The following is a 24,014-nucleotide window of genomic DNA, read 5'->3' as shown; positions in this document are numbered from 1 at the left end:
CTACGCCAATACTGTCGTGCAACGGGGCACGCCCTGGATCGAAAAAGCCGCCTAGCCTTTAATGGTTGCTACGGCACTGTCACTCCATCACCAACGCCACGCGCCCGATCGCCTTGCGGTCGATCAGCAACCGCATCGCCTTCGCAACCTCCTCCAGCGGCAGGCGGTGCGAGACGTTGGGCCGCAGCTTGCCCTCCTCGGCCCATTGGAGCAGCGCCTTCAGCCTGACCTCACCGAGCGCGGGATTTTTGCGTACCGCTTCGCCCGCTCGCACGCCGAGCACGCTGGCGCCTTTGATCAGCAAGAGATTGGTTTTCGCCGAGCCGATGCCGCCGGTGAAGCCGATCACCAGCAGCCGTGCGCCCCAAGCGATGCAACGCATCGAATTCTCGAACACTTCGCCGCCGACGGGATCGAACACGACGTCGGCACCTCGACCGTCGGTGATACGTTTGACGGCATCACGAAACGGCTCGCGGTCGTAGCGCACGAGATGATCGGCGCCCCGCGCCTTGGCGATCGCAAGCTTTTCGTCGCTGGAGGCCGTCGCAATCACGGTCGCGCCCAGCATCTTGCCGATCTCGACGGCAGCAAGGCCCACGCCCCCGCCGGCGCCGTGCACCAGCAGCACCTCGCCCGGCGCAACCCGGCCGCGGTCGATCAGCGCGTGATAGGCGGTGCCGTGCCCGGCGAGATAGGTCGCGGCTTCCGCATAGTCGAACGTCGATGGCATCGGCGTGAGCTGCGACGGCATCACCACTGCTTCATCGGCGAAGGCGCCGTGCCGCATCTTGACGATGACCTTGTCGCCGACGGCGACGCCGCTCGCCTCTGCGCCGACCTCGGTCACGTCGCCGGCCGCCTCCATTCCCGGCGTAAACGGCAGCTCCGGCTTGAGCTGGTACTCGCCGGCCGCCATCAGCACGTCTGGAAAATTCAACCCAGCCGCACGGATCGCGACGCGCACTTCGCCCGGCTTCAGGGCGCGCGACGGAAACTCTTCAAGCTGCAATTTTTCGGGCGCGCCGAGCGCGCGGCAAACGACAGCCCGCACCATCAGGCCGCGCTCGCCTTGCCGCGCAGCAGTGCCTCGCGGATCAACGGCAGGCGGTCGTTGCCGAAATACATGTCGGTCTTGCCGACGAAGATCGTCGGCGAGCCAAAGCCGCCGCGGGCGACGACTTCTTCGGTGTTGGCCTTGAGCTGATCCTTGATTCCCTGCCCGGAAATGCCCGCGAAGAATTTCTGCTCATCGACGCCGACCTTCCTGCAGATCTCGGCGAGCACTGCGTCCTGCGAGATGTCCTTGTCCTCGCCCCAATAGGCCTCGAACACGGCCGTCGCAAACGGCACCATGTCTTTGCCGAGCCAGATGCAGCCGCGCATCGCTTTGACGCTGTTCACCGGGAATACCGTCGGCGGCATCTTGATCGCCAGGCCGGCCGAGCGCGACCAGTCCGCAAGGTCCTTTTTCATGTAGCGCGCCTTCAGCGGCACCGGTGTCTCACGTTGCGCATAGACACTTGGGTTGACCGTATTGAAGATGCCGCCCACCAGGATCGGCCGCCAGATGATCTCCGCGCCAACCTCCCTGGCCAGCGGCTGGATGTTGTGGAAGGCGAGATAGGTCCAGGGGCTGGAACAGTCGAAGAAGAATTCGATCATGGCGTTTCCGGTCCGACGCCGCCGGTTTCAAGGCGACTTTTGTTGTTCTGTACCTCGACGTTAAGACATGGCAGGAAGGGGCGCAATCACAACTCGCCGAGAGGGCCGCCATGCTGTTTCCAACCACGATCGCCGGCTCCTTGCCGAAGCCGGAATGGCTCGCCGAACCCAACATGCTCTGGGCGCCCTGGAAGTCGCAAGGCGACGAGCTCGTCCGCGCCAAGCGCGATGCGACGATGCTTGCCGTCAAGGTCCAGGAGGATGCCGGGATCGACATCGTCACCGAGGGCGAGCAGGCCCGGCAACATTTCGTCCACGGTTTCCTGGAGAAGATCGAGGGCATCGATTTCGCCCACAAGGTCGAGATGGGCATCCGCAAGGATCGCTACAAGGCGATGGTGCCGCAGGTCGTCGCCCCGCTCCGGCTGAAGAGCCGCGTCCACGCCGACGAGGCGCGCGTCGCCCGCGCGCACACGAGGAAGAAGCTCAAGTTCACCCTGCCCGGCCCGATGACCATCATCGACACCATTGCCGATCGCTACTATGGCGACCGCGTCAAGATGGCCTTTGCGTTCGCCGAGCTCCTGAACGAGGAAGCCAAGGCGCTGCAGGCCGATGGCGTCGATCTCGTGCAGTTCGACGAGCCCGCGTTCAACGTCTACATGGACGAGGTCAACGACTGGGGCATCAAGGCGCTGGAGCGCGCCGCGCAGGGCCTGACCTGCGCCACCGCCGTTCACATCTGCTACGGCTACGGCATCAAGGCCAACACCGACTGGAAGGAAACGCTCGGCGCGCAATGGCGGCAGTACGAGCAGATCTTTCCCGCGATCGACGCCAGCCCGATCCAGCAGGTCGCGATCGAGTGCCGCAACTCGAAAGTGCCGCTCGACCTGCTTGCCCTGCTCAAGACCAAGATCGTGCAGGCCGGCGTGATCGACGTCGCCAGCGACACGGTGGAGACGGCCGATGACGTCGTGCAGGTGATCGACGCGGTGTCGAAATTCGTGCCCAAGAGCAACATCATCGCCACCACCAATTGCGGCATGGCGCCGATGCGGCGCGAGATCGCCGAAGCCAAGCTGATGGCGCTTGGGGCCGGTGCTGCGCTGGCACGCGAGAAGCTGGGTTAAGGCGGTGGTCCGATCCGCTTTCGTTGTTGCGACGCTTGCGGCGATCGCACTGCCGGCGCGCGGTGAGGATCGCTCGGTGCTCCTCACCTGCAAGGCGATGGTGGAGCGAGCATCGAGGGAGGCGAACGCCGCCAACGAAGTCGAACTGATCCGGTGCCGTCAAGTGATCCGCGAATGGGCGCTGCGCGATGCGCGCACGACAGTGGATGAAGACGGCAATCCGCTGCGCTAGCGGCGCGCGGTCGGATGCAGCACAGGCTGATATCCGGAGTTGATCGCGCGGAGTGTGGAAGGCGGCGTCAACAGCATCGGATGATCGAGGGCGCTCGGATACGCGGCGTAGCCCGCGAATGACCACAGCAGCGCTTTGCCCTGCGCGACGAGGAAGCAGTCATCCCCCTGCTGCACCATCGCGCCGTCCGGTAATTCCGCGAGCGGCCTCGGCAGCGCATGCAGCCGTTTCTTGCCGCGCTCGAGTCGTTCCCGATGCAGTACGGCATCCATCGCCTTGGCGCTGATGCCGCTTGCATCATTCCCTGCTTCCCATGCATTGCGAAAGCGCTTCGCATCGTCACGGCGGCAGAAGAAGCAGGGACGGTGGCCTGCGGCAAAGGCGGTGGCCTCGTCCAGGAAGAACAGTTCGGTCCAACTCCGCCGCGCCATCACCGGCCGCCGCCAGCCGCGGAATTCACATAGGCAGGTGATCCAGGCCGGCGACGACCAGCGCTTTTTCAGCAGCGTCTTGGTCGCGGGATCATGGATGATGCCGCGGTTACCGGTGAATAGGCCGCGATGTGGCGTGGCAATGATCTCGCCGGTCGGCGTGACGCGGTTTTGCAGGGGCATGGTCGCTTCTGCCCGTCATTGCGAGGAGCGAAGCGACGAAGCAATCCAGACTATTTCCGCGGACACATTTCTGGATTGCTTCGCTGCGCTCGCAATGACGGTGATACTCACGCCGCCCCGTCGCGAAGCGGCGGGTGGTAGGACAGCGCGGTGTCCCAGGGGAAGAATATCCAGGTGTCCTGCGAGACTTCGGTGATGAAGGTATCGACCAGCGGACGCCCCTTCGGCTTGGCGTAGACGGTGGCGAAATGCGCATCGGGCAGCATCGCGCGCACCAGCTTGCCGGTCTTGCCGGTATCGACGAGGTCGTCGACGATCAGGAGCCCCTTGCCGGTGCCGCCGCCGAGCTTCATCACGTCTTCGGAGATGCCCTTCAGCACTTTGAGGTCGCCCTGTTTGTCGTGGTCGTAGCTGGCGATGCAGACCGTATCGATCACGCGCACGCCGAGCTCGCGGGCCACGATCGCAGCTGGCACAAGCCCGCCCCGGGTGATCGCGATCACCGCATGAAACGGACCAACCTCGTTGAGCCGCCAGGTCAGCGCCCGGCAATCCCGGTGGAACTGGTCCCACGAGACCGGAAAGGGGCGGCCCGCCCGTTCTTGCGGACTTAGTTCCGGTGCTTCACCAGCCATTGTCGTCTCCTTCGTCTGCCGGCAGCTTGGTTGTTAGCGGGTGATATTCAATCCCGCCAGCATTGCCTTCACCGCGGCCATCGCCGCCGCCAACTTGTCCGCATCGCGCGAGCGCACCACCAGATTGGTGTTGGGCTTCTGCTCTTCATCCGTGAAGGGATAGCTGCCGATGATGGTGTCGGGATGTTCGGCGGCAATCGCCCGCAGCGGGCCGCCGATGTCGCCTTCCCGCGCATTGGCGCGGACCGATTCGGAGAGCATGCGCACGCCCGATTTCAGCTTGGGCGAGACAATGTCCATCATCGCCTGCATGATCGAGGGCACGCCCGCCATCACGATGACATTGCCGATCTTGAAGCCGGGGGCGAGGATGGTCGCGCTCTGGATCAACTCGGCACCATCAGGAATCCGGGCCATGCGCAGGCGGGCCTCGTTGAGGTCCTGCTCGCTCCAGCGCTCGCGGAAACGGGCGACCACCTCCGGGTGATGGTCGATGCCGACGCCGAACGCCTTGGCGACGCTGTCGGCGGTGATGTCGTCATGGGTCGGCCCGATGCCACCTGTGGTGAAGACATAGGTGTAGCGATGCCGCAATGCATCCAACGCCGCAATGATGTCGGGCTCGTCGTCGGAGACGACCCGGACCTCCTTCAGGTCGATGCCGATATTGGTCAGGTATTCGGCGATGAAGCCGATGTTCTTGTCCTTAGTCCGGCCGGACAGGATTTCGTCCCCAATGACCAGAATACCCGCCGTGACGATCTCGCTCATACCTCAAGTCCCTCACCTATCGGCGCGACTTTGCCGAGGTAACGCGTTGAAGTCACGCGGTTTTGCTGCCGAAATAAGCAGTCCTCAGCCATTTTTTCAGGCAAGCCGCCGGCCATCCCCGGCAAATGTCCTCTCCCGATGCTTATCGCGCTGGCCCGGCCCTTGCTACCGCATGAAAGTCATGCACTCTAGCCGCATGGCCAGGACGTTGCGGTCTTCACCAAGGCCTGGCGGCCTGTCGAATGGCGCAACGCCTTGCGGAGACAAGTCGGGATCTATGGCAGTCGCGTTTGATGAAATGAACATTCCCGGTGGGGACCTTCGCCCCGCCTATCAGGAGCTGGCGCGCTGGCTCAAGGAGACGCCTCCCGAGGCGCTCGAATATCGGCGCCAGGAGGCCGAGCTCCTCTTCCGCCGCATCGGCATTACCTTCGCGGTCTACGGGGACTCCGAATCCACGGAGCGCCTGATCCCCTTCGACGTGATCCCGCGGATCATGTCCGGCAAGGAATGGTCGCTGCTGGAGAAGGGCCTGAAGCAGCGCGTGCGCGCGCTCAACATGTTCCTGCGCGACATCTATCACGGCCGCGATATCCTGCGCGCCGAGATCGTGCCCGCCGATCTGATCTTCCAGAACCCGGTGTTCCGTCCCGAGATGAATGGCCAGCAGGTGCCGCACGACGTCTACGTGCACATCGCCGGCATCGATATCATCAGGGTCGATGCCGAGGACTTCATCGTGCTGGAGGACAATGCGCGCACGCCTTCGGGCGTGTCCTACATGCTGGAAAACCGCGAGATCATGATGCGGCTGTTTCCGGATCTGTTCGCCCGTCACAGGGTGGCGCCGGTCGAACGCTATCCGGACGAGCTGCTGTCCGCCTTGCGCTCGGTGGCGCCGCAAAGCGCCTCCGGCGAGCCGACCGTCGCGCTCCTCACGCCAGGCGTCTACAACTCGGCCTATTACGAGCACTCCTTCCTCGCCGACAAGCTCGGCATCGAACTCGTCGAGGGCCGCGACCTCATCGTCAAGAACAACGAAGTGTTCATGCGCACGACGGAAGGGGTGAAGCGTGTTGACGTGATCTACCGCCGCGTCGACGACGACTACCTCGACCCCCTCACATTCCGCCCCGACTCGGCGCTCGGCGTGCCCGGGCTGATGTCGGCCTACGCGGCCGGCAACATCACGCTCGCCAACGCCGTCGGCACCGGCATCGCCGACGACAAGGCGATCTACTCCTACATGCCGGAGATCGTGAAATTCTATCTCGGCGAGGAGCCGATTCTGAAGAACGTGCAGACCTGGCGCTGCCGCGAGCCGAAGGATCTCGCCTATGTGCTGGACAATTTGAACGAACTCGTCGTGAAGGAGGTGCACGGCTCCGGCGGCTACGGCATGCTGATCGGACCTGCCGCGACCAAGGCGACGATTGAAGCCTTCCGCGAAAAGCTCAAGCGCGAGCCCGAAGGCTTCATCGCGCAGCCGACGCTGGCGCTCTCGACCTGCCCGACCTGCACGGCATCCGGCCTTGCGCCGCGCCACGTGGACCTGCGACCGTTCGTGCTCACCGGCAGCAAGAGCACCACGATCGTGCCCGGCGGGTTGACACGCGTTGCCCTGAAGGAAGGCTCCCTGGTGGTGAATTCGAGCCAGGGCGGCGGCACCAAAGATACCTGGATCCTGGACGAGTAGAGAGATGCTGTCGCGTACCGCCGAAAACCTCTATTGGCTCGCCCGTTACGTCGAACGGGCCGAGTATCTCGCGCGCACCATCGATGCGACGCTGCGCGTCACCGCGCTTCCCGCCGCCTATATCGGCAAGACCAACGAATGGGACTCGGCGCTTTTGACCGCCGGCGTCGCCGCGAGCTTCTATCAGCAGTATGAAGAAGCCAACGAGCACAACGTCGTCGACTATCTCTCGTTCTCCGCGGACAATCCGTCCTCGATCAGGAACTGCATCGAGGCGGCGCGGCTGAATTCGCGCTCGGTTCGCACAGCGCTGACGAGCGAGATGTGGGACACCATCAACTCGGCCTGGATCGAACTGCAGGAGGTCTGGAGCAGAGGGACCTCCACGCGCGAGGATCTCGCAAAGTTCCTGCGCTTCGTGCAGGAGACCTCGCTGCGTTTCGACGGCTCGGCCTACCGGACCATGTTGCGCAACGACGCGTACTGGTTTTCGCGGATGGGCCTGCATCTCGAACGCGCCGACAACACCGCGCGTATTCTCGACGTGAAATACCATGTGCTGCTGCCCGAGGAGGAGCATGTCGGCGGCCCTCTCGATTTCTACCAGTGGACCTCGATCCTGCGCTCGGTTTCGGCGCTGACGGCCTACCACTGGGTCTATCGCGAGACGCTGAAACCCTGGCTGATCGCGGACCTCCTGATCCTCAACGACACGCTGCCGCGTTCACTGGCGAGCTGCTACGGCAACCTCGTGCGCAATCTCGATCAGATCGGGGTCGCCTATGGCCGCCAGGGCCCGGCCCAGCGCCATGCCCGCGGCATCCGCAACCGGCTGGAACACAGCAATATGAACGACATTTTCCAGCATGGCGTGCATGAATTCATTCAGGAATTCATCTCGGACAATTCCAGGCTGGGCGAAATCATCACGAAGCAGTATTTGATCTGACCTTCTGTCATTCCGGGATGGTCCGTAGGACCAGACCCGGAATCTCGAGATTCCGGGTTCGATGCTGACGCATCGCCCCGGAATGACCATTTAGAAATCACGGTCCACCATGCGCCTGCGAATCCTGCACACCACGACCTATCGCTACGAGCCGCAGGCTACGAGCGTGATCCAGATCCTGCGCATGACGCCGGGCAGCCATGACGGGCAATATGTGGCGGAGTGGCAGATCGACGTGTCGACCGACACCAAGCTCGACACCCACGAGGACGCGTTCGGCAACGTCACCCATGTGCTGTCCTGCGGACCCGTCGGCGACATCAAGATCACCGCCGAGGGCCTGATCGAGACCCACGACACCGGCGGCGTTCTTCGCGGCGCCGACGAGCGCTTTCCGGCCGGCATGTTCTTGCGCGCCACCGACCTCACCGCGGTCAATCCGGCGATGAATGCGGTCGCGCGCCAGCTGCGCAGCGAGGCCGAGAGCGACACGCTCGGCTTCCTGCACACGCTGATGACGCAAATCAGCGATCACATGACGTTCGACGAGGACCCCACCAACAGCGGCACGTCGGCGGCGGAAGCGTTCACGCTCAAGCGCGGCGTCTGCCAGGACTACGCGCACATCTTCATCGCCTGCGCGCGCAGCGGGGGCGTGCCGGCGCGCTTCGTCTCCGGCCACTTCCTGCGCTCCGACGGCACGGTGCATCAGGACGCGGGCCATGCCTGGGCGGAGGCCTATGTCGACGGTCTCGGCTGGGTCGGCTTCGACCCCGCCAACAGCATCTGCGCCACCGACGCCCATGTCCGCGTCGCGATCGGGCTGGATTATCTCGGCGCAGCGCCCGTGCGCGGCACCCGCTATGGCGGCGGCGCGGAGACGCTGTCGGTGGCGGTCAAGGTCGAGCAGGCCGGCCGCGGCGGCCAGTCGCAATCGCAGTCCCAGCGGCAGAGCTGAGCCGCGCCGCGCGCGCCCCTCACCCACAGTCGGTTTCCACCCTGCCGCCCCGCGGCAATCGGGGGTTGGAGCGGCCCTTGAAATTGGCTAGTAATTCCGCGCAAACGCGTTCGGGGACTGGAAATGACCTATTGTTGCGGAATTCTGGTTCGGGACGGTCTGGTGATGATCGCCGACACCCGCACCAATGCGGGCCTCGACAACGTCTCGACCTTCCGCAAGCTCCACATCTTCTCCAAGCCCGGCGACCGCATCATGGCGATCGCCAGCGCCGGCAACCTCGCCGTCAGCCAGTCGGTGCTCTCGACGCTGACCGAGGGCCTCGAAGACCCCAACACGGGTGAGATCGAGACCCTGATGAACGCGCCGACCATGTTCCAGGCCGCCCAGCGCATTGGCCGGGCGATCCGGGCCGTGCACGCGACCGAGGGGCCGGCGCTGAGATCCGAGGACGTGTCGTTCGACGTCTCCTTCCTGTTCGGCGGCCAGATTAGCGGCGCGCGCATGCGCCTGTTCATGGTCTACACCGCCGGCAATTTCATCGAATGCACCACCGACACACCCTATCTGCAGATCGGCGAGCACAAATACGGCAAGCCGGTGCTCGACCGCGCCATGCATTACGACGTCGAGCTCTACGAGGCACTGAAGACCGGGCTGATCTCGATGGATTCGACCATGCGCTCGAATCTCGGCGTCGGCCTGCCGATCGACGTACTGGTCGTGCGCGCCGACGCCTGCGAGGCCGATCTCAACCACCGCATCGAGGCGGGGGAGCCCTATTTCCACGATTTGCGCTCGCGCTGGTCGGCGGCCTTGCGCGCCGCACATCAGAACATTCCGCGGCCGCCCTACAAGAACGAAAAAGAATCCAAAACCTGACAGATCAAGAGAAAAGGCAGGAAACGATGAGTGAAGCGAAAAAGATCGCGGTGGTGACGGGCGCCGGCACTGGAGTCGGGCGCGCGGCGTCACTGGCGCTGATGAACACCGGCTTCACCGTGGTGCTGGTCGGGCGCCGGCCCGACATGCTCGAGGAGACGGCCAAGCTCGGTCCTGCGGGAAAAAGCCTCTGCGTCACCGCCGACATGACCAAGCCGGACTCGATCGCCGCGCTGTTCGACAAGGTGAAGGCCACCTATGGCCGGCTCGACGTGCTCTTCAACAATGCCGGCATGGGCGCACCGCCGGTGAATTTCGAGGATCTCAGCCTCGAGCAGTGGCAGGCGGTAGTGAACACCAACCTCACAGGCCCGTTCCTGTGCACCCAGCACGCCTTCCGCATCATGAAGGACCAGAGCCCGCGCGGCGGCCGCATCATCAACAACGGCTCGATCTCGGCGCATGCGCCGCGGCCGTTCTCGGCGGCCTATACCTCGACCAAGCACGCCATCACCGGCCTCACCAAGGCGTCCAACCTCGACGGCCGCATGTACGACATCGCAGTCGGCCAGGTTGACATCGGCAATGCCGCGACTCCCATGACCGATCGCATGGTCAACGGTCCCGGCGTGCTGCAGCCCGACGGCACGTCGAAGCAGGAGCCGCGCATGGACGCGAAAGCGGTCGGCGATGCCGTCGCCTACATGGCCGGCCTGCCGCTCGATGCCAACGTGCTGACCATGACCGTCATGGCAACCAAGATGCCGTTCGTCGGGCGGGGTTGAACGCCGCTCTCGTGCCCCAGACGCAGCGCGGCATGCAATGACGCGCTGCTGAACCGGGGCCCACGCATCCGCGACCTCGTTCTTGGCGTTCTGGGTCCCGGCTCTGCGGCGCGTCACTTCGTGCCGCACCGCGTCCGGGACACGAGGCCTTCCCCTACTCCAAACTCTCCACCTGCCGCAGGCTCGGAAACAGCTTCATCCACAACAGCGCCACCGCGACCGTGCAGACGCCGCCCAGCACGGCAGCTGGCATGGCGCCGAACAGTGCGGCGGCAACCCCGCTCTCGAACTGGCCGAGCTGGTTCGAGGCGTTGATGAAGAGGAAGTTCACCGCACCGACCCGGCCGCGCATCTCGTCGGGGGTCGCGAGCTGCACAAGCGAGAAGCGGATCACGACGCTGATCGTATCGGCCGCGCCGAGAACGGCGAGCGCGAGCACCGACAGCCACATCCAGGACGACAGTGCGAACACGATCGTTGCGACGCCGAACACGATCACGGCCTGAAACATGCGCAGGCCCACATGCCGCGAAATGGCGTGTCGGGCCAGCACCATGGTCATCAGCAGCGCGCCGACCGCGGGCGCGGCGCGCAGGATCCCGAGCCCCATCGGACCGGTCTGGAGGATATCTCGGGCATAGATCGGCAACAGCGCGGTGACGCCGCCGAACAGCACCGCGAACAGATCGAGCGAGATGGTGCCGAGGATCGCCGGATTGCTGCGGATGAAGCGGACGCCGGCGAAGATATCGTCGGCTCCCGCCATATCCTTGGCGATCGCCTGCGGGCGCGGCCGGATGAAGCCGGTCAGGATCATCCCGAAGATCCAGAACAGCACCATCACCGCGTAGGCGAGATGCGGCGCAACCGCGTAGGCAAAACCGCCGAGCGCCGGCCCTGTAATGGTCGCGACCTGCGCCGCACCGCTGGAGACGGCGGTGGCGCGCTGGAGCGAGCCCTGCGGCGCGATCGCCGGCAGCAGCGCGGCAGTGGTCGGACTTTCGAAGGCTCCGGCAATGCCGAGCACGCAGGTTGCCACGAAAATCTGAAGTTCGCTGACCAAGCCGAGATAGGTGATGACGCCGAGATAGAGCGCGGTCGCGGCTTCCACGAGCTGGCAGAGCTGGACCACGCGCTTGCGCTCGTAGCGGTCGGCGGCATGGCCGGCGACGAACACCAGCAGCGCGGTGGGCAGGAATTGCACGAGGCCGATCATGCCGAGATCGAAGGCCGAGCCCGTGAGATCGTAAATCTGCCAGCCGATCGCGACCGCCGCGATCTGGCTGGAGAAACGCGACAAGCTGCGCGAGAGCAGAAAGAACAGGAAGGCGCGATGGGAGAGGAGCGCGCGGGCGCTGACCGGCGGGTTTCCCGATATTGGCTGGCTTGGCATCGCCTCTTCGGTCACGTTCGGACTATCCGGCTCCTGATGGCGACGTGCTCCGGGTGGCTGACGCGGACCTGCTTGTCAACAGCGGGACGCTCCGACAGTTTCCCGGCATTGCGTTTGCAACGCAGGGGTGACCATAATCATCGGGGGTTTGGGGACATCATGCTGCGGCTGCAATCGGCACTCGGCATTTTCGCATTGCTGTTGATCGCCTTGGTCCTGAGCGAGAATCGCCGCGCGGCCTCGCTGCGCCAGGCGGCGATCGGCCTCGTCGCCACCTTCGTCACCGCGATCGTTCTCCTGAAGGTGCCCGTCGTCGCGCGCGCCTTCGGTACCATCAACGACGCCGTGGGCGCGATCTCGGCGGCCTCGCGCGCCGGCTCCTCCTTCGTGTTCGGCTATGTCGGCGGCGGTCCCCTGCCCTTTGACCTGAAAGCACCGGGGGCCGATTTCGTCCTGGCATTCCAGGCGCTGCCAATCGTGCTGGTCATGAGCGTGCTGACGACGCTCTTGTTCTATTGGCGCGTGCTGCCGCCGGTGGTGCGCGGCATGGCCTGGCTGCTCGAGCGGACGCTCGGCGTCGGCGGCGCGGTCGGGCTCTCGACCGCCGCCAACATCTTTCTCGGCATGGTCGAGGCGCCGCTGTTCGTGCGACCTTATCTCGCGCAGATGACCCGCAGCGAGTTATTCCTTGTAATGACCGGCGGCATGGCCGGCATCGCCGGCACGGTGCTGGTGCTGTATGCGACGCTCCTTGCTCCCCTCATTCCCGATGCAGCCGCGCATTTCGTCATCGCCTCGGTGCTGGGTGCGCCGGCCGCGATCCTGGTCAGCCTGATCATGGTGCCCGAGACATCCGACAAGCGCACCGGCGGCGCACTGGAAGATCCCGACATGGAAGTCTCCGGCACGATGGATGCGATCGTGAAAGGGACCGGCGCGGGGATCGAGCTGCTGATCAACATCGTCGCCATGCTGCTGGTGCTGGTGGCGCTGGTCTACCTCGTCAATGCGATCCTCGGCCTGCTGCCGGATATCGGCGGCGCCGCGATCTCGTTGCAGCGCCTGCTCGGCCTCGTGATGGCGCCGGTGTGCTGGCTGATGGGATTGCCGTGGGACCAGGCGATCACCGCCGGCAGCCTGATGGGCACGAAAACCGTGCTGAACGAGCTGATCGCCTATGTCGACTTCTCGAAGCTGCCGCCCGGCACGCTCGATCCGCGCTCGCGCCTGATCATGCTGTATGCGATGTGCGGCTTCGCCAATTTCGCCAGCCTCGGCATCATGATCGGCGGTCTCGGCGTGATGGCGCCGGAACGGCGCGAGGAAATCAACGCGCTCGGGCTGAAGTCGATCGTGTCGGGGACGCTGACGACGTGTCTGATGGGGGCGGTGGTGGGCGTGCTGACGTAGTAACGATCTCGTAGTCCGGATGGAGCGCAGCGCAATCCGGGAAAGCCTATCGGTCGCAAGCAGCGGCCCCGGATTTCGCTTCGCTCCATCCGGGCTACAAGAGATATCCGATTCACATCGGCATGCTCTAAACCAAAGCCGCAGCCACGGTGCGAAATGCCATCACCGCGCGATCAATATCCGCATCATCGATATGGCGATGGGTCACACAACGCAAGCGATGCTTGCCCCAAGGCCTCGCCCTCAGGCCCGCCCTTTCGAGAGCCCCCGACCAGACGGCGCTGTCGCGTCCGGAGAGAGAGACATCAACCTGCACGATATTCGTCTGCGGGATTGTCGCGCTGATCTTTGGATGCATCCCGTTCAACGCATCACTCAGGGTTCGCGCACGCCGGTGATCCTCCGCCAGACGTGCCCCCATGACTTCAACCGCCTCCAGGCCGGCCGCGGCCAGGACGCCGATCTGGCGCTGCGTGCCTCCCAGCATGCGGCGAAACCTGCGACTGCTGTCGATCACCGCGCGCGGCCCGGCGAGCACGGCACCGGCGGGTGCGCTCAGGCCCTTCGACAGACACAGAGACACCGTGTCGCAATGTCTCGCAATTTCGGCCGGCGCCGTTTCAAGGGCGACGGCGGCGTTGAACAGCCGCGCGCCGTCGAGATGCACCGGCACACCGCGGGCCGAGGCCATGGCGTGCACGGCCTGCATATGATCCAGCGGCAATACGGCGCCGCTCGCGTTGTTGTGCGAGGTTTCCATTGCGACAAGAGCGGTCCCGAGCTTGAGCCCTTCGCCGTGCAGGGCGTCCTCCAGCAAATTCAAGTCCATTGCGCCGGCGGTGCCGGCAATTGCGAGATAGAACTGCCCGGTAAATGTCGCCGCCCCTCGTTCCGAGGTGTACATATGGGCGTTCGATTCCAGCACGATCTGTTCGCTGCGCTGCGACTGCGCCAGCGTCGCCAGCAGATTGGCCATGGTGCAGCTCGGCACAAACAGCCCGGCGTCCTTGCCCAACGCCGCAGCTGTGACGGCCTCCAGCTCTTGCACCGTGGGGTCACCGTCCAGCCCGTCATCGCCGAGCGGCGCCGAGGCCATGCGGGCATACATCGCCTCGGTCGGCTTAGTGACGGTATCGCTGCGCAGGTCGATGGGTGGCAACCCGGCGCCCGCCGGACTCGTGTCGTGTTGATGTGCCATTGCGAGACCTCTAGAGCGCTTGTCGCGTCATTCGTAGACTGCCGGGTCGCCGGAATCGGTCGGGTTCGCCAGCGCCCGCTTGAGGGCGGCGCTCATCGGAAATTTCAGGTTGAGGCCATGCGGCGGGATCGGTGAATTGAAATATTTGTCGTAGAGCGCCGCAACCTGTCCGCTCTTCATCAGGTCGATCACGGCATCGTCGACCATCTTCTTGAAAGCAGGATCATCCTTGGGTTGGACGATACCATAGGGCGCCGTCTCGAGACTCTTGCTACCGATCAGGAATTCATCGGGCGTTCTGGACGAGGCCACCGTGGCAAAGGCAAGACCGTCATCGTTGGCGGTGCCGGCCACCCGGCCCGTCGACACCAACAAGAAGGTCTCGGCGGTGTCCTTGGCCGGCACCACCGTGATGCCGAGATTGTCCTTGGCATTGATCAGCGTAATCACCTTGAAAGTCTGGCCGCCGGCTTGGGCGGCAATGGCCTTGCCGCGAAACGAAGCGGGGTCGTTGACATCGACGCCGCCATCCTTGCGCGCGACGAGGACGACCTGCGCAACGAAGGTGGTGGGAGCAAAGGCAACGAGTTTATGCCGCTCGACATTGTTGGTCGTGTTGCCGCATTCGAGATCGATCGTGCCATTGGCGAGCAGCTGAATACGTGTCGCCGAGGTTATGGGGTTATAGCGAATCTCGAGCTTGGGGAGCTTGAGGGCCGTCTTGATCGCCTGCACCACCTGTTCACAGATTTCCACGGTGTAACCGATCGGCTTCTGGTTACCGTCGAGATAGGCGAAGGGCACCGAGGTCTCGGGGTACCCCAATGTGATCGAGCCGCTCTCACGGATCTTGTCGAGCCTGCTCGCACCCTGGGCCATGGACTCGCTGGAAAGAAGAACACCAGCGACGGTCGCCGCGGCCAGTGCCTTGATCATTGTCGCTTTCATATGTCCCCTCTTGTCGCGAATGTCCGTGACGCCGTCCACGGCGGGTGAGCAACCACAGGACAGCTCCGTGCGAACGGCTTCATGCTCTGGACTATCGTCGAAAAGCCCGATCTGATGAAATTCCAGTTTCATACTCTCCTATACGGATCTGATATGGCCACCAGACGCATGGGCCTGAAGCATGTGGAGGCTTTTCGGGCGGTCTTCGTGACGGGATCGATGACGCAGGCGGCTCAGCGCATGCATACCTCGCAACCCCAGATCAGCCGCCTGATCGGACAGCTGGAAGCGATCACACAATTCCCGCTGTTCGACCGCAGTGGCGGCCGCCTCCGCCCGACGGTGGACGGATCGCGCTTTTTCCAGGAGGTCGAGAAGACTTTCATCGGCCTGGCGGGACTGGAGGCCAGCGCAGCCAGCATCCGCTCGTTCGGTATGGGTCGGTTAAGCGTTGCGGCGATGCCGCGCCTGGCCGGCGGCCTGCTGACGCGCATCGCGGCACGCTTCAAGGTGGACTATCCGCATGTGATGATCTCGATCCGATCCGGCACCGCGAGCGCCGTGCACGACTGGGTCAGTTCCGGGCTTTGCGACACCGGGCTCGCAATGCTCTACGGCGAGGTTGCGGGGGTGCATGTCGAGCCGGTGCTCAAGACCCGTTGCGTCGCGATCATGCCGAAGGCGCATCGTCTTGCGCAGAAGAAGACGTTGCGTCCTGCCGATTTCGCCGACGAGGCGTTCATTTCCTTCGCCACGGGGAGCCCACTCTACGATCGCATCGATACGATCTTCGCGCAGGCGGGCGTCGCGCGCCGCATTGTTGCGGAGACCGATCTGGGCGCATCGGTCTGTGCCCTGGTCGCGGCGGGCCTCGGCATCAGCATTATCAACCCGATTGCCGCGCATGACGAAAGCTCTGGCGCGGCTCTGGTCACGCGCCCCTTCAACCCGGCTGTCCCCGTTACGATCGCATTGCTCTATCCGCCTTATGCCGCGCGCGCCCGGTTGATTGATGCCTTCAGCGAATACGCTCGCAAGCTCATGAGCGCGGAATTGGGCTATCTCGAGCGGTAGTGGGTCGATCCGGCGTGAAGCTTGTGTGAGGCTGGTGCCGTCGCAGCTCCGATAGAGCGCAGCGCAATCCGGACAATCCTTCCATGTTAATCTCTTCAGGAGATTCGGGTGGAATTGATTCATGAGCAACAGCGCAGGCCAGCGGGCATTTCAAAATGCCCGGCTTCAGAAACGGCAAAAAGCCGAGGTGACGCCGTTGCTCGCGCGCGCCCTCCAGCTGCACAAAGCGGGACTTCTCCGCGAGGCCAAGGCGGCCTATCGCGAACTCCTGGAGCTCGCGCCCAACCAATTCATCGCGCTTCATTTGCTGGGCGTCTTGGAGACTGAAGCCAAAAACTATCAGCAAGCGCAAGCTCTGCTGAGCCGAGCGGTTGCCGTGGATCCGCGATCTGCCGAAGCTCATATGAGCCTGGGCGTCGCGCTCAACGGGCTAAAACGTCACAATGAGGCCCGCGAGAGCTATCGAAAGGCCCTCGCCTTGCGACCCAACTACGCCTTAGCCCTGTCCAATCTCGGTAACGCGAGCGCTGCCCTTGAACTTTACCAGGAAGCGCTCGAGAGCTACGACGAGGCGCTCGCAATCGACGGAAAACTTTCCGAAGCCCATAACGGTCGCGGTTGGGCGCTCTGCCGTCTGCGCGCCTATGACGAGGCTATCGCAAGCTTAAACCGCGCGCTATCGATCAAGCCTGACTATGCCTCGGCGCTGTCGACCCGCGCCGTCGCATTGCGGGAACTTCAGCGATTTGACGAAGCCATGGCGGATTGCAATCGAGCCATCGCCCTGGCACCCGACGATGCGAATGGGTGGCTCCGGCGGGCCAGTATCTTGCTCCTGACCCGGCAAGTTGCCGAAGCGTTGTCCGATTGCGAGAAGGCTCTCGCGACCGATCCCGGCTTCTCTCAGGCCCACAGCCTGCTCGGCCAATGTCTCGCGGCACTTGGCCGGGTCGACGAAGCTCTCGCCAGTTTCGACAGAGCTCTCGACATCGAGCCTGATCAGAGCACGATCTCCAGCAAGATATTCACCCTCGATTTTGTGGCCGACGCCAGCGTTGCGCAGCATCAGCAAGCGCGACATGTATGGTGGGAGCAGATCGGTGCGAAGATCGCCTCAGCAGCGGCGGGACCGCATGATAACAGCCGCGATCCGGATCGCCGTCTGGTGCTGGGTTATGTCTCGTCGGATTTTCACGCACATTCGGCGGCGTTCGTTTTCAAGCCGGTCTTGCAGCACCATGATCGGGCACAGTTCGAGATCGTGTGCTACGCGTGTTCAGCGAAAGCGGATGCGACGACCCGCGAATTTCAGGGGATCGCCGATCGCTGGCGCGACGCCTCGCAATGGTCCGACGATCGTCTCGCCGCTCAGATCCGCGCCGATGGCGTCGATATCCTGATCGATCTGTCCGGCCATACCAGCGGAAACCGCCTCGGTGTGTTTGCGCGCAAGCCCGCACCTGTTCAGGCGCATGGCTGGGGCCACGGTACCGGCACCGGGCTGCCGACGATCGATTATCTATTCTCAGACCCGGTCGCGATTCCTGTCGCGGTTCGGCATCTGTTTGCGGAGACCATCGTTGACCTGCCGTGCTTTGTGACGTTAGCGCCGCTGCCGGCGGGGATTGCGCGGGCGCCGACGCCGGCGATTGCGAACGGCTTCGTCACGTTCGGTGTCTTCAACCGCATCAGCAAGATTTCGAACGAGGCAGTGGAAGTCTGGTCCAGGATTCTCGAGCGGGTGCCGGGTTCGCGACTGCTGATCAAGGATACCGCGCTGGACGCTCAGCTGGTCCGCGACAACCTGCTGGCGCGGTTTGCCGCTTGCCGATTGCCGGCCGAACGCGTCGATCTGCTCGGAGCCACGCCGCGCGACGAACATCTGGCAACGTTCAATCGGGTCGATATTGGTCTCGACCCATTCCCGCAGAATGGCGGCGTCAGCACTTGGGAAGCCTTGCAGATGGGCGTGCCGGTGGTGGCGAAGCTCGGTCATAGCCTGCCGAGCCGTGCTGCCGCCTCCATCCTTGCCGCGCTGGGCCTGCCGGACTGGGCCGCGGATAGCGATGAGGCGTATGTCGAAATCGCAGCGAGCCGTGGGTCGCAGATCAGCGAGCTCGATAAGTTGCGCGGCGAACTGCCCGGACAAATCAAGGCTGCCGCCGCCGGCAACCCCGTCTCATACGCGCAAGCGGTGGACGATGCCTATCGCGCGATGTGGAAACGCTATTGCAACGACGGCGGCTGATCTGCGCGTCGCCTACGCCTTCAACTCCACCGTCCTGAACTCCGCCGGCAGGATCACCTCCAGCAGTTCGACGTCGTCCGAATAGTCGAGGATCATGTGCTTGATCTTCGGCGGCTGGGTCCAGGCGCTGCCTTCTTTCATCAGCGTCTCGCCCTCTCCGTCCATATAGGTCTTCACCCAGCCCTTGAGCACGTAGACCATCTGGAATTCGACGTCGTGGAAGTGCAGCTTCGACACCTCGTCCGGATTGCAGGGGCCTTGCAGGCGGATCACGTGCGCTTGCGCGAGGCCGTGGCTCGCGGCGGCGATGCCGAGATCGCGATACTTCGCGTAGGTGCGCAGACCGTCGGCCTTGAAGTCTTCCTCGCGGTGATGGCTGATCGCGATGCGCTGCTTGGGCCGCGCGGTTTTCTTGACGGATGACTTGGCCGTTGTCGTGGGGGCTTTTGCCTTCACCGCCTTGCGCGCCGTGGATCGTGCTGCGGGTTTGGCCCCGCTTTGCTTCTTCACCGCCGCCTGCGATGCGCTACGCGATTTTGCTTTCTTGGCCATGAGCGGCCTCCCCTGTTGTTATGGGGAGAGGCTAGCACAGAATGCGAAATCGTAGGGTGGGTTAGCGTCAGCGTAACCCACCACTTCGTTCCGCAACCGTTGAAGCATGGTGGGTTACGCTGACGCTAACCCACCCTACAGCTCCGACTTCAATGCAGCCGGAACACGCCGTCCACCGCGCGCAGCTCGGCCGGCTTGATCAGCTTGGAATGCGCTACCGTGACCGAGAATAGCGGCCCGTCGAGCTTCTTCTGCCAGAACGCCAGGAAATCCGTCAGCGCGGGAAATTTCGGAAACATGTCGTAGTTCTGCCAGACATAGGTCTGGAGCAGCGAGCGATGATCCGGCATCCGGTAGAGAATTTCGGCCGTCGTCAGCCCGTAACCCAGCACCTGTTTCCGGAAGTCGTCGGAAACAACCCCAACTCGCGAGACCATGCCAACCTCCTTTGCAGGAGCGCATATTCAAGGGATGGCTTTCCGGTACGCGCCCTACGAGCCACCCGGCGGAGATGCGCTCACATGAGTGAAATGTGACGCAAACTGACAATCCATCTCAAGCCCAAAAGTTTAACAAGCTGTTGAAATTCAATGCGTTAGCAGCAGATGTGGCTCCGTGCTAATACGGGCGCCGAGCACGATTAACGATGGAAAGAGATTTTGGCAGGCGGCGCTTCCGAGTGCTATTTTTCTGCTACAAGCCCTTGCTCCCGCCAAAATCCTGCCTTATCTCAGCTGTGCCTGTGCTAGCACTCGCGGGCGCAGACTGCTAACAACCCAAAATTCCCAACTCGTGCAAAAGCTTAGGAGAACTGCATGAAATTCCGTCCGCTTCACGACCGCGTCGTGGTCAAGCGCATCGACGCAGAAGAGAAGACCGCTGGCGGCATCATCATTCCCGACACGGCCAAGGAAAAGCCCTCGCAGGGCGAGATCGTCGCCGTGGGCCCGGGTGGCCGCGACGAAGCAGGCAAGCTGATCCCGATCGACCTGAAGGTCGGCGACCGCGTGCTGTTCGGCAAGTGGTCCGGCACTGAGGTCAAGATCGACAACATCGATCTGCTGATCATGAAGGAAAGCGACATCATGGGCGTCCTCGACGTCCCCGCTTCCAAGAAGAAGGCGGCCTAAGAGCCCCTCTCTTATCCAGCTAAACACCTAAGGAAAAAATCCAGATGGCAGCAAAAGAAGTTAAATTCTCCGTTGATGCGCGCGACAAGATGCTCCGCGGCGTCGACATTCTCGCCAATGCGGTGAAGGTCACGCTCGGTCCGAAGGGCCGCAACGTCGTGCTCGACAAGTCGTTCGGCGCTCCCCGCATCACCAAGGACGGCGTCACCGTCGCCAAGGAGATCGAGCTCGAGGACAAGTTCGAGAACATGGGCGCGCAGATGGTGCGCGAAGTCGCTTCGAAGTCCGCTGACGCGGCCGGCGACGGCACCACCACCGCCACTGTGCTGGCCCAGGCGATCGTGCGCGAAGGCGCCAAGTCGGTTGCCGCCGGCATGAACCCGATGGACCTGAAGCGCGGTATCGACCTCGCGGTCGAAGCCGTCGTTGCGGACCTCGTCAAGAACTCCAAGAAGGTTACCTCGAACGACGAGATCGCCCAGGTCGGCACCATCTCGGCCAACGGTGACGCGGAGATCGGCAAGTTCCTCGCCGACGCCATGAAGAAGGTCGGCAACGAGGGTGTCATCACCGTCGAGGAAGCCAAGTCGCTCGAGACCGAGCTCGACGTCGTCGAGGGCATGCAGTTCGACCGCGGCTACATCTCGCCCTACTTCGTCACCAACGCCGACAAGATGCGCGTTGAGATGGACGACGCCTACATCCTCATCAACGAGAAGAAGCTCTCCTCGCTGAACGAGCTGCTGCCGCTGCTCGAGGCCGTGGTGCAGACCGGCAAGCCGCTGGTCATCGTCGCCGAGGACGTCGAAGGCGAAGCGCTTGCGACCCTGGTCGTGAACCGTCTCCGTGGCGGCCTCAAGGTTGCGGCCGTCAAGGCTCCGGGCTTCGGCGATCGCCGCAAGGCCATGCTGCAGGACATCGCGATCCTGACCGGCGGCCAGGCGATCTCGGAAGATCTCGGCATCAAGCTCGAGAACGTCACGCTCAACATGCTCGGTCGCGCCAAGAAGGTGATGATCGACAAGGAGAACACCACGATCGTCAACGGCGCCGGCAAGAAGGCCGACATCGAAGCGCGCGTGGCTCAGATCAAGGCGCAGATCGAGGAAACCACCTCGGACTACGACCGTGAGAAGCTCCAGGAGCGTCTTGCCAAGCTCGCTGGCGGCGTCGCAGTGATCCGCGTCGGCGGCGCGACCGAGGTCGAGGTGAAGGAGCGCAAGGATCGCGTTGATGACGCGATGCATGCGACCCGCGCCGCGGTCGAGGAAGGCATCGTCCCGGGCGGCGGCGTCGCCCTGCTCCGTGCCTCCGAGCAGCTCAAGGGCCTGCGCACCAAGAACGACGACCAGAAGACCGGCGTCGAGATCGTGCGCAAGGCGCTCTCCGCGCCCGCTCGCCAGATCGCGATCAATGCCGGTGAAGACGGCTCCGTGATCGTCGGCAAGGTCCTCGAGAACAAGTCGTACGCCTACGGCTTCGACTCCCAGACCGGCGAATATGTCGACCTCGTCAAGAAGGGCATCATCGACCCGACCAAGGTGGTCCGTACCGCGATCCAGAACGCAGCCTCGGTTGCGGCTCTCTTGATCACCACGGAAGCCATGGTCGCCGAGCTGCCCAAGAAGGGCGGCGCCGGTCCGGCGATGCCCCCGGGCGGCGGCATGGGCGGCATGGATTTCTGATCCAGCCATTCCGGCAAACGACAAAATGCGAACCCCGGCAGCGATGCCGGGGTTTTGTTTTTGGAGGATCGCTTCACGCGCCCCGCGATCATAGTCCCTAGCCTGGAGGGAGCGGAGCGCAATCCGGGGCACCGTATCCGGCGCGAGCAGTCTCCTGGATTACGCTGCGCTCCATCCAGGCTACGAACTCAATTCATGCAGGCGCCGCGCACTGCCCCGGGAATGGCGGAGCGGCCTCACCACACCTTCCCCAGTCGCTCCATGTGCGGCTCGCCCTCTTGGTCGAGCGACCAGAATATCCGCGTCACCTTGCCGACCAGATTGTCCATCGGCACGAATCCGATCGACGACATCACGCGGCTGTCGCTCGAGTTGTCGCGATTGTCGCCGAGCACGAAAAAATGGCCTGGCGGCACGGTGTAGACGTCGGTGTTGTCGTAGTAGCCGTTGTCGACGCAGTCCTGCGTGACGTAGGAGGCGCCGTTCGGCAGCGTCTCGCGCCAGCGCTTGGCCTTCGCAGCGGCGTCCACGCCGCAGCTGGAGCCGGCGAATACCTGCTTCAGAGCGACGCGCTTCACCGGGCGGTCGTTGAGGACGAGCTGGCCCTGCCGCATCTGGATGCGATCACCGGGCAGCCCGACCACGCGCTTGACATAGTCGACCGAGGTGTCCTTTGGCGTCCGGAACACGACGACGTCGCCATACTCGGGCTCGGTGGCCCGAAAACGCCCGGAGATCCATGACGGCGCGAAGGGAAACGAATAACGGCCATAGCCATAGGCATATTTCGCAGCAAAGACGTAGTCGCCGACGACCAGCGTCGGCGTCATCGAGCCGGACGGGATGTTGAATGGCTGGAACAGGAAGATGCGAAACAGGAACGGCGGCGACCACAGCACCGGGATCAGGAGGATCAGGATGACGATCGCCTTCCATTCCCGCACTTTGGCCTGCGGGTGGATGGTTTCCTGAAGAGTGGTCATGCGCCTGCCCTGATCAAGCCCGTGCTCGTTGCGAGACTACGCAACCTTTGCGCGCGCGCAATCCCATAACTTGGTCGCGCCGCCCGCGGATCGCGTTCACGCCCGCAATCAGCCGCGCGCGAGATCGCTGAAGCAGCGGCGGATCCATTCGATGGTGAGCCGCGTCGCCGGATCGCGCTTGAGATGGTTCTGCACCAGCAGCCAGACGTCGCGGCGCCCCGGCAGCAGTGTGGCGCGCAAACGGCGGTCACCGAGCAAGTCCGCGCAGACATGCTCGGGCAACACGCCGGCGGCCTGATGCGCGCGGATCAGGTTACGGATGACCCGAACATTGTCGGTGACGCAGCGCGCGCGGGCTTTCTTCGCGCGCAGGAATTGCATCTCGGGAATGGCACCGAGTTCGTCCGGATAGGCGCACAGCATCGGCTCGCCCTCCGTCGTAACAGGCTCGAAATAATAGAGCTTGACGTCACCGAGCCTGGAGATCGCGAAGTCGCCCTTGTCGGGCTTGCGCAGCCGGATGGCGAGATCGGCTTCCCAGCGCGAGAACTTGACGTTCTCGCTCGAGGTGAGGAATTGCAACGTCAGGCCGGGATTGGTGCGCAGGAAGTCGCTCGCGCGCGGCGATAGAACCTCCTCGGCGACCGTGTTGGTGGAGGCGATACGCAGGCGTCCCACCGGGCCTGCCAGACTCTCGCCGACGCGACCGATCTCGGCGGCATGTGCGGCCATCGCCTCGACATGCGCCAGAACCGCCTCGCAACTCCGCGTCGGCCGGCGCTGGCCGTCCACCGCATCGAACAGCGGTACCCCGAGATCGCGCTGGATGCGTGCGAGTCTGCGGCCGACGGTGGTCTCGTCGATGCGCAGCCGTGCGCTGGCGCCGGCATAGGTGCCCTCGTCCCTGACGGCGGCGATGATGCGCAGATCGTCCCAGTTCATGGCGATGAGCCTAGCAGGCACGGTCGGCTCCTGCAAATTTGCAGCCATATGCTGCAATAGTCCTGCACATTAGCAGGCCGCCACCGCGCTAGTGTCGCACCATCCGATATTCCTTAGGAAGGCCCGACCCG

General features: G+C 63.7%; 24 protein-coding genes. 12 read left to right on the top strand and 12 right to left on the bottom strand.

Annotated elements, in window-relative coordinates; all coding sequences use genetic code 11:
• Positions 1-79 precede the first annotated feature (79 nt).
• Both AC0L30_RS36250 and AC0L30_RS36245 read right to left on the bottom strand, forming a co-directional pair.
• Positions 80-1,057, bottom strand: a complete 978-nt coding sequence (locus AC0L30_RS36250; protein ID WP_354158988.1) for an NADPH:quinone oxidoreductase family protein — start codon at positions 1,055-1,057, stop codon at positions 80-82.
• Positions 1,057-1,665 carry a 2-hydroxychromene-2-carboxylate isomerase gene (locus AC0L30_RS36245; protein WP_354158990.1) on the bottom strand — a complete coding sequence of 203 codons (609 nt, stop codon included), beginning with the start codon at positions 1,663-1,665 and terminating at the stop codon, positions 1,057-1,059. Before AC0L30_RS36245 ends, AC0L30_RS36250 begins: the two co-directional genes overlap by 1 nt.
• Before the next feature lie 110 nt (positions 1,666-1,775).
• Between AC0L30_RS36245 and AC0L30_RS36240 the strand changes: the two genes are divergently transcribed.
• Together AC0L30_RS36240 and AC0L30_RS36235 are read left to right on the top strand one after the other, a co-directional pair.
• Positions 1,776-2,798, top strand: a complete 1,023-nt coding sequence (locus AC0L30_RS36240) for a methionine synthase (protein ID WP_007602507.1) — start codon at positions 1,776-1,778, stop codon at positions 2,796-2,798.
• Complete coding sequence (locus tag AC0L30_RS36235) at positions 2,767-3,030, top strand: hypothetical protein (RefSeq protein ID WP_245286113.1); 264 nt, start codon at positions 2,767-2,769, stop codon at positions 3,028-3,030. The genes AC0L30_RS36240 and AC0L30_RS36235 overlap by 32 nt, the downstream gene beginning before the upstream one ends.
• Here the strand turns inward: AC0L30_RS36235 and AC0L30_RS36230 are convergent.
• From AC0L30_RS36230 to AC0L30_RS36220, 3 genes are all read right to left on the bottom strand, one after another.
• Positions 3,027-3,644 carry a hypothetical protein gene (locus AC0L30_RS36230; RefSeq protein WP_007602506.1) on the bottom strand — a complete coding sequence of 206 codons (618 nt, stop codon included), beginning with the start codon at positions 3,642-3,644 and terminating at the stop codon, positions 3,027-3,029. The two genes, AC0L30_RS36235 and AC0L30_RS36230, sit on opposite strands and share 4 nt — an antisense overlap.
• Positions 3,645-3,751: 107 nt before the next feature.
• Positions 3,752-4,279 (bottom strand): xanthine phosphoribosyltransferase, encoded by a 528-nt coding sequence (gene gpt, locus AC0L30_RS36225; RefSeq protein ID WP_354158998.1) that lies wholly within the window; start codon positions 4,277-4,279, stop codon positions 3,752-3,754.
• A gap of 33 nt (positions 4,280-4,312) precedes the next feature.
• On the bottom strand, positions 4,313-5,050 hold the full coding sequence (locus AC0L30_RS36220; RefSeq protein ID WP_007602502.1) for a competence/damage-inducible protein A: 738 nt from the start codon (positions 5,048-5,050) through the stop codon (positions 4,313-4,315).
• A 277-nt stretch (positions 5,051-5,327) separates the two neighbouring features.
• On the opposite strand from AC0L30_RS36220, the gene AC0L30_RS36215 reads away from it, so the two are divergent.
• From AC0L30_RS36215 to AC0L30_RS36195, 5 genes are all read left to right on the top strand, one after another.
• Positions 5,328-6,746: a circularly permuted type 2 ATP-grasp protein gene (locus AC0L30_RS36215; RefSeq protein ID WP_007602500.1), complete on the top strand. Its 1,419-nt coding sequence runs from the start codon at positions 5,328-5,330 to the stop codon at positions 6,744-6,746.
• Positions 6,747-6,750: 4 nt separating this feature from the next.
• Entirely contained in the window at positions 6,751-7,695 is a 945-nt protein-coding gene (locus tag AC0L30_RS36210) for an alpha-E domain-containing protein (RefSeq protein ID WP_007602499.1), read from the top strand.
• 109 nt (positions 7,696-7,804) lie between these two features.
• A complete protein-coding gene (locus tag AC0L30_RS36205; RefSeq protein WP_007602496.1) occupies positions 7,805-8,653 on the top strand; it encodes a transglutaminase family protein in 849 nt (282 codons plus the stop codon).
• A 123-nt stretch (positions 8,654-8,776) separates the two neighbouring features.
• Positions 8,777-9,535 carry a proteasome-type protease gene (locus AC0L30_RS36200; protein ID WP_007602494.1) on the top strand — a complete coding sequence of 253 codons (759 nt, stop codon included), beginning with the start codon at positions 8,777-8,779 and terminating at the stop codon, positions 9,533-9,535.
• A 26-nt stretch (positions 9,536-9,561) separates the two neighbouring features.
• Positions 9,562-10,320 carry an SDR family oxidoreductase gene (locus AC0L30_RS36195; protein WP_007602492.1) on the top strand — a complete coding sequence of 253 codons (759 nt, stop codon included), beginning with the start codon at positions 9,562-9,564 and terminating at the stop codon, positions 10,318-10,320.
• Positions 10,321-10,474: 154 nt separating this feature from the next.
• Here the strand turns inward: AC0L30_RS36195 and AC0L30_RS36190 are convergent, their stop codons facing one another.
• Complete coding sequence (locus AC0L30_RS36190; RefSeq protein WP_473406310.1) at positions 10,475-11,713, bottom strand: MFS transporter; 1,239 nt, start codon at positions 11,711-11,713, stop codon at positions 10,475-10,477.
• Positions 11,714-11,872: 159 nt separating this feature from the next.
• Between AC0L30_RS36190 and AC0L30_RS36185 the strand changes: the two genes are divergently transcribed.
• Positions 11,873-13,123, top strand: coding sequence for a NupC/NupG family nucleoside CNT transporter (locus tag AC0L30_RS36185; protein WP_473406309.1), 1,251 nt, complete (start codon positions 11,873-11,875; stop codon positions 13,121-13,123).
• Between the two features lie 127 nt (positions 13,124-13,250).
• Here the strand turns inward: AC0L30_RS36185 and AC0L30_RS36180 are convergent, their stop codons facing one another.
• Together AC0L30_RS36180 and AC0L30_RS36175 are read right to left on the bottom strand one after the other, a co-directional pair.
• Positions 13,251-14,321, bottom strand: coding sequence for a threonine aldolase family protein (locus AC0L30_RS36180; protein ID WP_473406308.1), 1,071 nt, complete (start codon positions 14,319-14,321; stop codon positions 13,251-13,253).
• A gap of 27 nt (positions 14,322-14,348) precedes the next feature.
• Positions 14,349-15,269, bottom strand: a complete 921-nt coding sequence (locus AC0L30_RS36175; RefSeq protein WP_354128106.1) for an amino acid ABC transporter substrate-binding protein — start codon at positions 15,267-15,269, stop codon at positions 14,349-14,351.
• 153 nt (positions 15,270-15,422) lie between these two features.
• Here AC0L30_RS36175 and AC0L30_RS36170 point away from each other — a divergent pair, with 153 nt between their 5' ends.
• Together AC0L30_RS36170 and AC0L30_RS36165 are read left to right on the top strand one after the other, a co-directional pair.
• Entirely contained in the window at positions 15,423-16,343 is a 921-nt protein-coding gene (locus tag AC0L30_RS36170) for a LysR substrate-binding domain-containing protein (protein ID WP_473406307.1), read from the top strand.
• Positions 16,344-16,464: 121 nt separating this feature from the next.
• The gene (locus tag AC0L30_RS36165; RefSeq protein WP_473406306.1) at positions 16,465-18,591 is read left to right on the top strand and encodes an O-linked N-acetylglucosamine transferase, SPINDLY family protein; all 2,127 of its coding nucleotides are present in this window, start codon (positions 16,465-16,467) and stop codon (positions 18,589-18,591) included.
• A 12-nt stretch (positions 18,592-18,603) separates the two neighbouring features.
• Here the strand turns inward: AC0L30_RS36165 and AC0L30_RS36160 are convergent, their stop codons facing one another.
• Both AC0L30_RS36160 and AC0L30_RS36155 read right to left on the bottom strand, forming a co-directional pair.
• Positions 18,604-19,143, bottom strand: coding sequence for a cupin domain-containing protein (locus AC0L30_RS36160; protein ID WP_007602478.1), 540 nt, complete (start codon positions 19,141-19,143; stop codon positions 18,604-18,606).
• Between the two features lie 149 nt (positions 19,144-19,292).
• Positions 19,293-19,580, bottom strand: a complete 288-nt coding sequence (locus AC0L30_RS36155) for an usg protein (RefSeq protein ID WP_007602477.1) — start codon at positions 19,578-19,580, stop codon at positions 19,293-19,295.
• 378 nt (positions 19,581-19,958) lie between these two features.
• Here AC0L30_RS36155 and AC0L30_RS36150 point away from each other — a divergent pair, with 378 nt between their 5' ends.
• Positions 19,959-20,273 carry a co-chaperone GroES gene (locus AC0L30_RS36150; RefSeq protein ID WP_007602476.1) on the top strand — a complete coding sequence of 105 codons (315 nt, stop codon included), beginning with the start codon at positions 19,959-19,961 and terminating at the stop codon, positions 20,271-20,273.
• A gap of 44 nt (positions 20,274-20,317) precedes the next feature.
• Positions 20,318-21,958, top strand: coding sequence for a chaperonin GroEL (gene groL, locus AC0L30_RS36145; protein ID WP_007602475.1), 1,641 nt, complete (start codon positions 20,318-20,320; stop codon positions 21,956-21,958).
• 236 nt (positions 21,959-22,194) lie between these two features.
• Here groL and lepB read toward each other — a convergent pair whose 3' ends face one another.
• On the bottom strand, positions 22,195-22,941 hold the full coding sequence (gene lepB, locus AC0L30_RS36140) for a signal peptidase I (protein ID WP_473406305.1): 747 nt from the start codon (positions 22,939-22,941) through the stop codon (positions 22,195-22,197).
• A gap of 108 nt (positions 22,942-23,049) precedes the next feature.
• Complete coding sequence (locus AC0L30_RS36135) at positions 23,050-23,883, bottom strand: LysR family transcriptional regulator (RefSeq protein ID WP_035995675.1); 834 nt, start codon at positions 23,881-23,883, stop codon at positions 23,050-23,052.
• Positions 23,884-24,014 lie beyond the last annotated feature (131 nt).

The organism is Bradyrhizobium sp. MI1.11 (assembly GCF_055811255.1).
This window is presented reverse-complemented; position numbering and strand designations above follow the sequence as displayed.

What these genes read in the sequence shown, in the direction of transcription:
- lepB (WP_473406305.1), bottom strand. Translation starts at nt 22,941, where the DNA reads ATGACCACTCTTCAGGAAACCATCCACCCGCAGGCCAAAGTGCGGGAA.
- AC0L30_RS36190 (WP_473406310.1), bottom strand. Translation starts at nt 11,713, where the DNA reads ATGCCAAGCCAGCCAATATCGGGAAACCCGCCGGTCAGCGCCCGCGCG.
- AC0L30_RS36240 (WP_007602507.1), top strand. Translation starts at nt 1,776, where the DNA reads ATGCTGTTTCCAACCACGATCGCCGGCTCCTTGCCGAAGCCGGAATGG.
- AC0L30_RS36215 (WP_007602500.1), top strand. Translation starts at nt 5,328, where the DNA reads ATGGCAGTCGCGTTTGATGAAATGAACATTCCCGGTGGGGACCTTCGC.
- AC0L30_RS36245 (WP_354158990.1), bottom strand. Translation starts at nt 1,665, where the DNA reads ATGATCGAATTCTTCTTCGACTGTTCCAGCCCCTGGACCTATCTCGCC.
- AC0L30_RS36195 (WP_007602492.1), top strand. Translation starts at nt 9,562, where the DNA reads ATGAGTGAAGCGAAAAAGATCGCGGTGGTGACGGGCGCCGGCACTGGA.
- gpt (WP_354158998.1), bottom strand. Translation starts at nt 4,279, where the DNA reads ATGGCTGGTGAAGCACCGGAACTAAGTCCGCAAGAACGGGCGGGCCGC.
- AC0L30_RS36165 (WP_473406306.1), top strand. Translation starts at nt 16,465, where the DNA reads ATGAGCAACAGCGCAGGCCAGCGGGCATTTCAAAATGCCCGGCTTCAG.
- AC0L30_RS36175 (WP_354128106.1), bottom strand. Translation starts at nt 15,269, where the DNA reads ATGAAAGCGACAATGATCAAGGCACTGGCCGCGGCGACCGTCGCTGGT.
- AC0L30_RS36250 (WP_354158988.1), bottom strand. Translation starts at nt 1,057, where the DNA reads ATGGTGCGGGCTGTCGTTTGCCGCGCGCTCGGCGCGCCCGAAAAATTG.
- AC0L30_RS36150 (WP_007602476.1), top strand. Translation starts at nt 19,959, where the DNA reads ATGAAATTCCGTCCGCTTCACGACCGCGTCGTGGTCAAGCGCATCGAC.
- AC0L30_RS36185 (WP_473406309.1), top strand. Translation starts at nt 11,873, where the DNA reads ATGCTGCGGCTGCAATCGGCACTCGGCATTTTCGCATTGCTGTTGATC.
- AC0L30_RS36200 (WP_007602494.1), top strand. Translation starts at nt 8,777, where the DNA reads ATGACCTATTGTTGCGGAATTCTGGTTCGGGACGGTCTGGTGATGATC.
- AC0L30_RS36230 (WP_007602506.1), bottom strand. Translation starts at nt 3,644, where the DNA reads ATGCCCCTGCAAAACCGCGTCACGCCGACCGGCGAGATCATTGCCACG.
- AC0L30_RS36135 (WP_035995675.1), bottom strand. Translation starts at nt 23,883, where the DNA reads ATGAACTGGGACGATCTGCGCATCATCGCCGCCGTCAGGGACGAGGGC.
- AC0L30_RS36155 (WP_007602477.1), bottom strand. Translation starts at nt 19,580, where the DNA reads ATGGTCTCGCGAGTTGGGGTTGTTTCCGACGACTTCCGGAAACAGGTG.
- AC0L30_RS36170 (WP_473406307.1), top strand. Translation starts at nt 15,423, where the DNA reads ATGGCCACCAGACGCATGGGCCTGAAGCATGTGGAGGCTTTTCGGGCG.
- AC0L30_RS36180 (WP_473406308.1), bottom strand. Translation starts at nt 14,321, where the DNA reads ATGGCACATCAACACGACACGAGTCCGGCGGGCGCCGGGTTGCCACCC.
- AC0L30_RS36220 (WP_007602502.1), bottom strand. Translation starts at nt 5,050, where the DNA reads ATGAGCGAGATCGTCACGGCGGGTATTCTGGTCATTGGGGACGAAATC.
- AC0L30_RS36205 (WP_007602496.1), top strand. Translation starts at nt 7,805, where the DNA reads ATGCGCCTGCGAATCCTGCACACCACGACCTATCGCTACGAGCCGCAG.
- AC0L30_RS36210 (WP_007602499.1), top strand. Translation starts at nt 6,751, where the DNA reads ATGCTGTCGCGTACCGCCGAAAACCTCTATTGGCTCGCCCGTTACGTC.
- AC0L30_RS36160 (WP_007602478.1), bottom strand. Translation starts at nt 19,143, where the DNA reads ATGGCCAAGAAAGCAAAATCGCGTAGCGCATCGCAGGCGGCGGTGAAG.
- groL (WP_007602475.1), top strand. Translation starts at nt 20,318, where the DNA reads ATGGCAGCAAAAGAAGTTAAATTCTCCGTTGATGCGCGCGACAAGATG.